The organism is Micromonospora sp. NPDC051924 (genome assembly GCF_055586005.1).
The window spans coordinates 1-7,156 of the sequence record NZ_JBVJJA010000102.1 but is presented as its reverse complement, the minus strand read 5'-3'; the positions used below and the strand labels follow the sequence as shown (position 1 = coordinate 7,156).

Sequence of the window (7,156 nt, the reverse complement as noted above, 5' to 3'; positions counted from 1 at the left end):
CCCCCCCCCCCCCCCCCCCCCCCCCCCCCCCCCCCCCCCCCCCCCCCCCCCCCCCCCCCCCCCCCCCCCCCCCCCCCCCCCCCCCCCCCCCCGCGGTCCGTTGCGTTGCCCGTATCCGGGGCCCCAGGCAGGCTTGACGAGTGAAGCGGTCGAGTCGTCGTCGTCCCTGGTCTCCACCGACGTCGGCGTTCACCGGGTTCCGGTTTCCCGCGGAGGTGATCGTCCTCGCGGTCCGCTGGTACCTGCGCTACAACCTGTCCTACCGGGTCGTGGAGGAACTCCTGGCTGAGCGCGGTGTCGAGGTTGACCACGTCACCGTGTTCCGGTGGGTGCGGTTCACCGCGCTGCTGGCAGACGCCGCCCGGTTCGCTCGCCACTCACCAGGTGACCGGTGGTTCGTCGACGAGACTTGCGTCAAGGTCAACGGCGTGTGGCGCTACGTCTACCGCGCAGTCGACCAGCACGGACCCACTCGCTGTCACAGAAATCGAGTCATCTCCAGCTAACCAATGAGCTCCGGCACCGATCTGTCGATGCTGATGGTCACCGGACCGTCTGGCGCCACTCCGGCCACATCCACGGCCCGGTCGACCGATGACAACAAGGCAGGAAGCACCGACTCAACCAACTGGCGCCCTCGGTTGCCGGGGCTCCTGTGCGGAGGCAGCCGCATCGCCGGCGCCGAGGGCGCGCTGTCGTACCGTCTTGAACACGATCACCAGCGTCGCAAGGACCGGGGTGTAGACCATGACCGCGGTGAGCAGGCCCCACCAGAACCGGGTGGTGCCGACTCCCGCCGCCAGCCCGTCGCCCGCCCGTCGGCCGACGTACAACAGCAGCGGCAGGTAGAACAGTACGAAGTAACCTGCGGCGACCAGGCACCCCGCCAGCCAGAGCCAGCGGAACCAGTTGCCGACATGGATGTCACGGGGATCGGCTTGCTCCAGTTCGGCGCACTGCCGCTCGTTGAGGCGGCCGAAGGCCCGCCGCAGCAGCAGCGACTTGACCCGCCACAGGTCGCGGCAGCCGGTCGCGGTGACCAGGACGGCGTACAGGTCGGTGCGCAGGAACACCATGCACTGCCACAGCGTGCTGGCGACGAGCACGAACACCAGCGCCGGGAGCGGGCGTACCGGCCCGAAAGCAATCTGGCCGGCCAGCAGCGCCGCGAGCACGACCATGTCGATCGCGAGCCCGGCGAGCTGAGGTCCGTACCGCTTGCGGCGCGGGACGCCCCACAGCTGCGACAGGTCTGTCTCGAAGACGAGGAAGAACAGCCGTCGGTCGATACCGAACCGCGTGCGCAGGTCCAGCGCCCGCGCGGCGAGCCAGTGCCACATCTCATGTACGCCCACCAGGACGTACGTGGCCGGCAGCATGATCAGCAGGCTGGTGCCGATGTCACCGGTGATCAGAAGATCGGTCGGGCGTGGCCACAGGTCCGGGCGCAGCACGAGGCAAGCGATGACCCAGACGGCGGCGGCGGTGTAGACACACCATGCCACGGGGGAGAACAGTGGCCGGACTACTGCCGCCGGTGGCCCGGTGGTCCAGGCGCGTTGCTGTATTGCAGCGGTTGGCACCGGCACCGCCGGGTCGTCGGTGTCGACGAATCCCAGCTCGGTGAGCACGGCGATGAAGTCGGCCATGTCCACCGGCTCGCCAGCGAACGTCGCGGCACGTGCCCCGGCCTCCTCGACGGTGGCACCGTCCAGCAGCGCCCGGACCACGACGCCACCGACGGCGGGCACCGCGAAGTAGCTGCCCCGCTCCGGGTCGCCGATGAGGACATCATCACCCTCCTCGATGACCGACAGTGGACGGAGCCGCACGATGGTTTCGGGCTGCTCCGCCGGCAGGGTCTGCGGGTTCGTCGGCTTGGTCATGCCGGCGTGAGGGCTGTCCGGGCGCGGGCCGCCGTGCACAGAGCGCAGGCGGCGTTGCGGGGCCACGGTTCCCGGCGCTGGTGGCAGCCGCCAGATAGGTCCACGAGCACCTCGGCACCGGCTGCGTACGGCGGTTCGTAGCCGGTGAGGTAGCGCAGCGCCTCGAACGCCACGAGCGACCCGATCAACGCGGCCGACGGTCCGTTGGCCCGGTTGACCCGCGGGATGCGGGCACTGAGCTGCTGTGCGGTCACGGCGGTAGGCGCCAGTACGGACGCCTCAACGCCCTTCCCGTCCCCGTAGGCGTGGATGCGGCATTCGTAGCAGGCGCTGCGGCCCGGATCGACGGAGAAGTAGATCAGCTGGGAGCCGATCATGCCTCCCCGCACCCACGGCACACCGGCGCGCACGCAGGCCTCGTTGACCCAGCTGTCGATGCGTTCGCCCTGGTCGACACCGGAGACCACCAGGTCGACGCCGGTCAGCAGATCCACGATGTCGCCGGGGCCGCCGATCCAGCGACGTACCGCGTCGACCGTGATGTCGGAGTGGAAGGCGCGCACCCATTCGGCCGCGCGGTGAACCTTGGAGGTGCCGAGGTCTGCTTCCCGGTACAGGAACTGCCGGGCGAGGTTTTTGGGCTCCACCTCGTCGTTGTCCACAAGAGTGAGTCGGCCGACGCCGAGTCCAGCCAGGTTCTGCAGGACGTTGGAGCCGAGCCCACCGGTGCCGAGTTGCAGGACGTGTGCGTTCCGCACCCCCTGCTGCATGTCGCTCTCGCTGGTCTCCAGCGAGGCATACAGCTCGAAGAAAGCGAGGTTGCTGAAGTCCCGGCCGGCCTGTGCGCGGTCGGCGAACCGGTCCAGATCCCGCACCAACCGGAGCTGGTCGAGTGCGTTCAGCGCGCCCGTCAGTTCGTCGACGCTCACCTCAAGCCCGTCGGCGGCGAGGGCCGCGCGCAGCTCGGTGGGCGTTCCAGGATGGTCGCGTAGGGCGGTCAGCAGGGTTTCCACCTGGCTGTCGGGGTCGTCCAGTTTCACTGAGCGGCTGGGATCGCAGACCAGGATGAGATCGTTGCCGGCGCGCTCCCACTCGCAGTCCTTCAGGCCGATACGCATCGCAGTCCCCCTTGGTCCCGTTGCGCTGGAACAGTGGGTGGCCGCCGTCGGCTGTCGGCGGCCACCCATCTGGCGTTGTCAGGAGTCGGGCCACTGGGTGGTCTTCACCGATTCAACCGCGCGGACGATGATCTTCATCTCTGCCTCCTTTCTCGCTCGATACGACTGACCGGGACCGCTCTACGACGCCCCCGCTGGGAGCACCGTCGCTGATGGTCGCGGCAAGAGTCGCAGCCGACGATGGGTTGCCGCGTTGTGGAATCGTTGTGGTCCGGAAGGTGGCTGATGCCGTGCGATGGTTGCCCGCGGGGAGTGTGGCGGTCGAGTACCGGCTGCTCGGTCCGGTACAGGTGATCGGCGGAGATCAGCCGGTCGATACCGGCCCGCCGCGGCAGCGGTCGGTGCTGGCGGCGCTGACGGTGGACGCCGGCCGGGTCGTGGAGTGGGACACCCTGGTCGACCGGGTGTGGGGGGAGGATGCGCCGGTCGATGCGCGGGGCAGTATCCGGGCTCACGTCACCCGGATCCGCCAGGTGTTACGGCAGGCGGCCGGCACCGCCGCTCCGCCGCGGCTCGTCCATCGATCTGGCGGGTACGCGCTGGAGGTTGACGAGGAACGGGTGGATCTGCACCGGTTCCGTCGACTGGTGCTCCGGGCCGGGAAAACCCACGACAACCAGGAGCGGCTGGCCGTACTTCGGGCGGCGGTCGCATTGTGGCGCGGTGCGCCGTTGACTGGCATCGCCGGCGAGTGGGCTGCGCGGATGCGCGACAGCTGGACGAAGGAGCGCCTGGATGCGGTGGTGGCGTGGGCGCAAGCGGAGATGGCGGTGCACAACGTGGCCGCCACCATCGGGCCGCTGGCCGATCTGGCCGCCCAGCACCCGCTCGTAGAGTCGGTCACCGCCGCCCTGATGCGGGCCCAGCACGCTCTCGGGCGTACCGCTGACGCGTTGCAGGAGTACACCGGGCTGCGCACACGGCTGGCCGAAGCGCTGGGCGTCGATCCCGAGCCGGAACTCCAGTCGCTCTACCAGGCGTTGTTGCGTGGCGAACCACTCCCGCCGCTGGCGTCATCGACGGGGATAGCGCCCATGGCGGCTCCCCCGGCGACCCCGCCCGTCGTCACCCCGCTGCCCGCGCAGCTTCCCGCGGACGTGCACGGCTTCGTGGGCCGCACCGAAGCCCTGGCTGGTCTCGACGCTCTACTCGGCGAGTCAGCGCAGCCTCCTACCGCCGTGGTCATCGCCACCGTTTCCGGCACCGCCGGCGTCGGCAAGACCACCGTGGCGGTGCACTGGGGGCACCGGGTGGCCGGCCGGTTCCCCGACGGCCAGCTGTACGTCAACCTGCGTGGCTTTGATCCCGGCGGTGTGCCAGTGCGGCCGACAGACGCCCTACGCGGCTTCCTGGAAGCCTTCGGGGTGCCCGCTGAGCGGATACCGGCCGAGTTGGACGTGCAGGCGGCGCGGTACCGTAGCCTACTGGCCGGCAAACGGGTGCTCGTCATGCTGGACAACGCCCGTGATGCTGAACAGGTCCGTCCTCTGCTTCCCGGCACAGCCACCTCGCTGACCGTAGTAACCAGCCGCAACCAGCTCAGCCCGCTGGTCACCCTCCACGGCGCCCGCCCATTCGCCATGGATGTGCTATCCCCGGCGGAGGCGCGGCAGATGCTCGCTCACCGGCTCGGCGCCGACCGGGTCGCCGCGGAACCCGAGGCGGTCGAGCACATCATCAACGCGTGCGCGCGGCTACCACTCGCGCTGGCCATCGTGTCCGCCCGGGCACAGCAGACCGCGTTCCCGCTCGCCGCGATTGCCGGTGAGCTCGACGACGTCCACGGTCGGCTGGACGCTCTGGACGCGGGCGACCCGACCAGCCAGGTCCGCGCGGTGTTCTCCTGGTCCTACGCGGCCCTGACCTCAGGCGCGGCCCGGCTGTTCCGCTTGCTGGGCCTGCCGCCCGGTCCGGACGTCAGCGCCCGCGCCGTCGCCAGCCTCGCCGGTCGACCGCCGACGCAGACCCGGCGGCTGATAGTCGAGCTGGTACGCGCGAACCTGCTGGCTGAGTCTGCCCCCGGCCGGTACGCCCTGCACGACCTTCTTCGCGTCTACGCCACCGAGCAGATGTCCGCCGCCCACAGCCACTTCGAGCGCCGGGCCGCACTGTCGCGGTTGCTCGACCACTACGTCCACACCGCCCACGCGGCGAACCGGCTCATTCACCCGCACCGGGATCCGATCCCTGTCACCCTCGGCACCCCGTCGCCTGACAGCACGCCGGTAAAGCTCGTGGACCAGCAGCAGGCGCAAGCCTGGTTGGCCGCGGAGCGCAACGTCCTTCTCGCGGCCCTACGGCGCGCGGCCGACGCCGGTTTCAACCTGCAGGCATGGCAGCTCGCCTGGGCGCTCGACACGTACCTGGAGCGCCGTGGGTACTGGTACGACCGGTCCGCAGCGTGGCACACCGCGCTCCAATCCGCGAACCGCCTCGGCTCCCGGGCCGCGCAGGCAGGCGCACACATCGGCATCGCCCACAACGACCTGCGGCTCAACCGGCCAACCAGCGCGCACGACCATCTCCGGCAGGCGCTCGACCTGTATGTCAGCGGCCACGACCTGGCCGGGCAGGCGTACGTGCATGGCCTGCTCGCATACCTATGCGAGCACCAGGACAGCTTCGAGGCTGCCCTCGACCACGCCCGGCAGGCTCTGGCGCTGTACCGGGCGGCCGGCCATGAACGCGGACAGGCAACCGCCCTCAACGCGGTCGGCTGGTACCACACCCTCATCGGCGACCACACGAGCGCGCTCGTCCACTGCGAGGAGGCCCTCGCCCTGCTTCAAGGGCTACAGGACCGCTACGGTGCCGCTACCACCTGGGACAGTCTCGGCCACGCCCACCACCACCTTGGCCGGTACGACGACGCCGCGCACTGCTACCAGCAGGCCCTCAGCCTGTTCCGCGCTCTCGGCTACCGCGCCCATGAAGCGGATACGCTGACGCATGTCGGCGACGCCCACCTCGCCGCAGGTGACCTCGATGCCGCTCGCGTCGCGTGGAAACGGGCCCTGACGATCCTCACCGATCTCGACCAATCCCACAGCGAGTCCGTCCGGGCCAAGCTGAACGCCCTGCCTACAGACCGGTAGTCCACTTTCCGTACGCTCTTCGGGTCGGCGGGGCACGCCGACACGAGCATCGCGCGCAAGACCGCAGGCTCACGCCAGGTTGGCGGCATCTCGCCCTACTCGACCAGCGGCTCACGACACCATCGCGCACTCCGCCCCGCGCTGTCGCGTGTCGGTTCTCTCTGAGCTTTTCAGTGACCGGCGTTTCTGACCTGCGCAGTGAAATCTCACGGACGGGCTGTTCCGCAGGGTTTTCGCCACTCAACTCTTCAGTACGCACATCTGCCGGGCTGGTTGCTGTCCTGAGCGAAATGCGGCGCCAGCGGTGCCGGCACAAGCTGTCGCCGCCGGCGCGGGTGCTTTCTTGGGGTTCGGTCAGCAGGTGGTGCCTCCCTCGGGCTTGCGGAGCCGGCGGCCGACGAGGAGCAGGGTGACTGCGCCGATGGCCAGGAAGTGGGCCCGCTCGCCAAGCTCCGCGCCGGGATGAGCAGGTCAGCGGTGTACCGCAGGGCGTTGAAGCGCACGTGAGAATCGAAGTCCCTGGCTGGCAGGATCTCGCCGCGCACTCGGGCCTCGGCGAACAGCCGAGAGCCGGACCAGAGAGCAGCAGCCCGATCGGCAGGACATCCGCCACGGCCGGTAGCCGTAGCCGATGAACCCAGCAGCAAACTCCACACCAGGCGTACTGGCCATAGAAGCCGGCCGGGACGAAGGTCGCCATGGGGCAGCGCGGCAGGACTGCCGACCCGCAGCTGGCCGTCCCTGGACCGCCCCTGGGCCGTCTGGGCCGATGCGGGCCGTCGAACGCCGACAAGGACGACCAGAAGCACCTGACAAATCAGCAGGCCAGCCGCAATGTAGTAGCGGCTGGCCTGCTGGGCGACGGACGAGTCGTCCTGTACGCCTGGGTTTGCTTCTCTGTAGCTAGTGTCCCGCGTCTGAAATTCGCCGACAATATCGGGCGAGGGAGTCGAGGATTTCCTCGGCGGTCTTGGTCCACACGAACGGTTTCGGGTTG

General features: G+C 69.6%; 3 protein-coding genes and 1 pseudogene. 2 read left to right on the top strand and 2 right to left on the bottom strand.

The annotated features are described in order from the left end of the window. Positions 1 to 140 precede the first annotated feature (140 nt). Positions 141 to 467 (top strand): annotated as a pseudogene (locus ACZ6S5_RS34740) (IS6 family transposase); the annotation flags it as partial. 153 nt (positions 468 to 620) lie between these two features. Here the strand turns inward: ACZ6S5_RS34740 and ACZ6S5_RS34735 are convergent. Then, a complete protein-coding gene (locus ACZ6S5_RS34735; RefSeq protein ID WP_466006530.1) occupies positions 621 to 1,886 on the bottom strand; it encodes a hypothetical protein in 1,266 nt (421 codons plus the stop codon). Beyond that, positions 1,883 to 3,004 carry a HesA/MoeB/ThiF family protein gene (locus ACZ6S5_RS34730; RefSeq protein ID WP_466006529.1) on the bottom strand — a complete coding sequence of 374 codons (1,122 nt, stop codon included), beginning with the start codon at positions 3,002 to 3,004 and terminating at the stop codon, positions 1,883 to 1,885. Before ACZ6S5_RS34730 ends, ACZ6S5_RS34735 begins: the two co-directional genes overlap by 4 nt. A gap of 290 nt (positions 3,005 to 3,294) precedes the next feature. On the opposite strand from ACZ6S5_RS34730, the gene ACZ6S5_RS34725 reads away from it, so the two are divergent. Continuing rightward, the gene (locus ACZ6S5_RS34725) at positions 3,295 to 6,159 is read left to right on the top strand and encodes an AfsR/SARP family transcriptional regulator (protein ID WP_466006528.1); all 2,865 of its coding nucleotides are present in this window, start codon (positions 3,295 to 3,297) and stop codon (positions 6,157 to 6,159) included. Positions 6,160 to 7,156 lie beyond the last annotated feature (997 nt).

What these genes read in the sequence shown, in the direction of transcription:
- ACZ6S5_RS34730 (WP_466006529.1), bottom strand. Translation starts at nt 3,004, where the DNA reads ATGCGTATCGGCCTGAAGGACTGCGAGTGGGAGCGCGCCGGCAACGAT.
- ACZ6S5_RS34735 (WP_466006530.1), bottom strand. Translation starts at nt 1,886, where the DNA reads ATGACCAAGCCGACGAACCCGCAGACCCTGCCGGCGGAGCAGCCCGAA.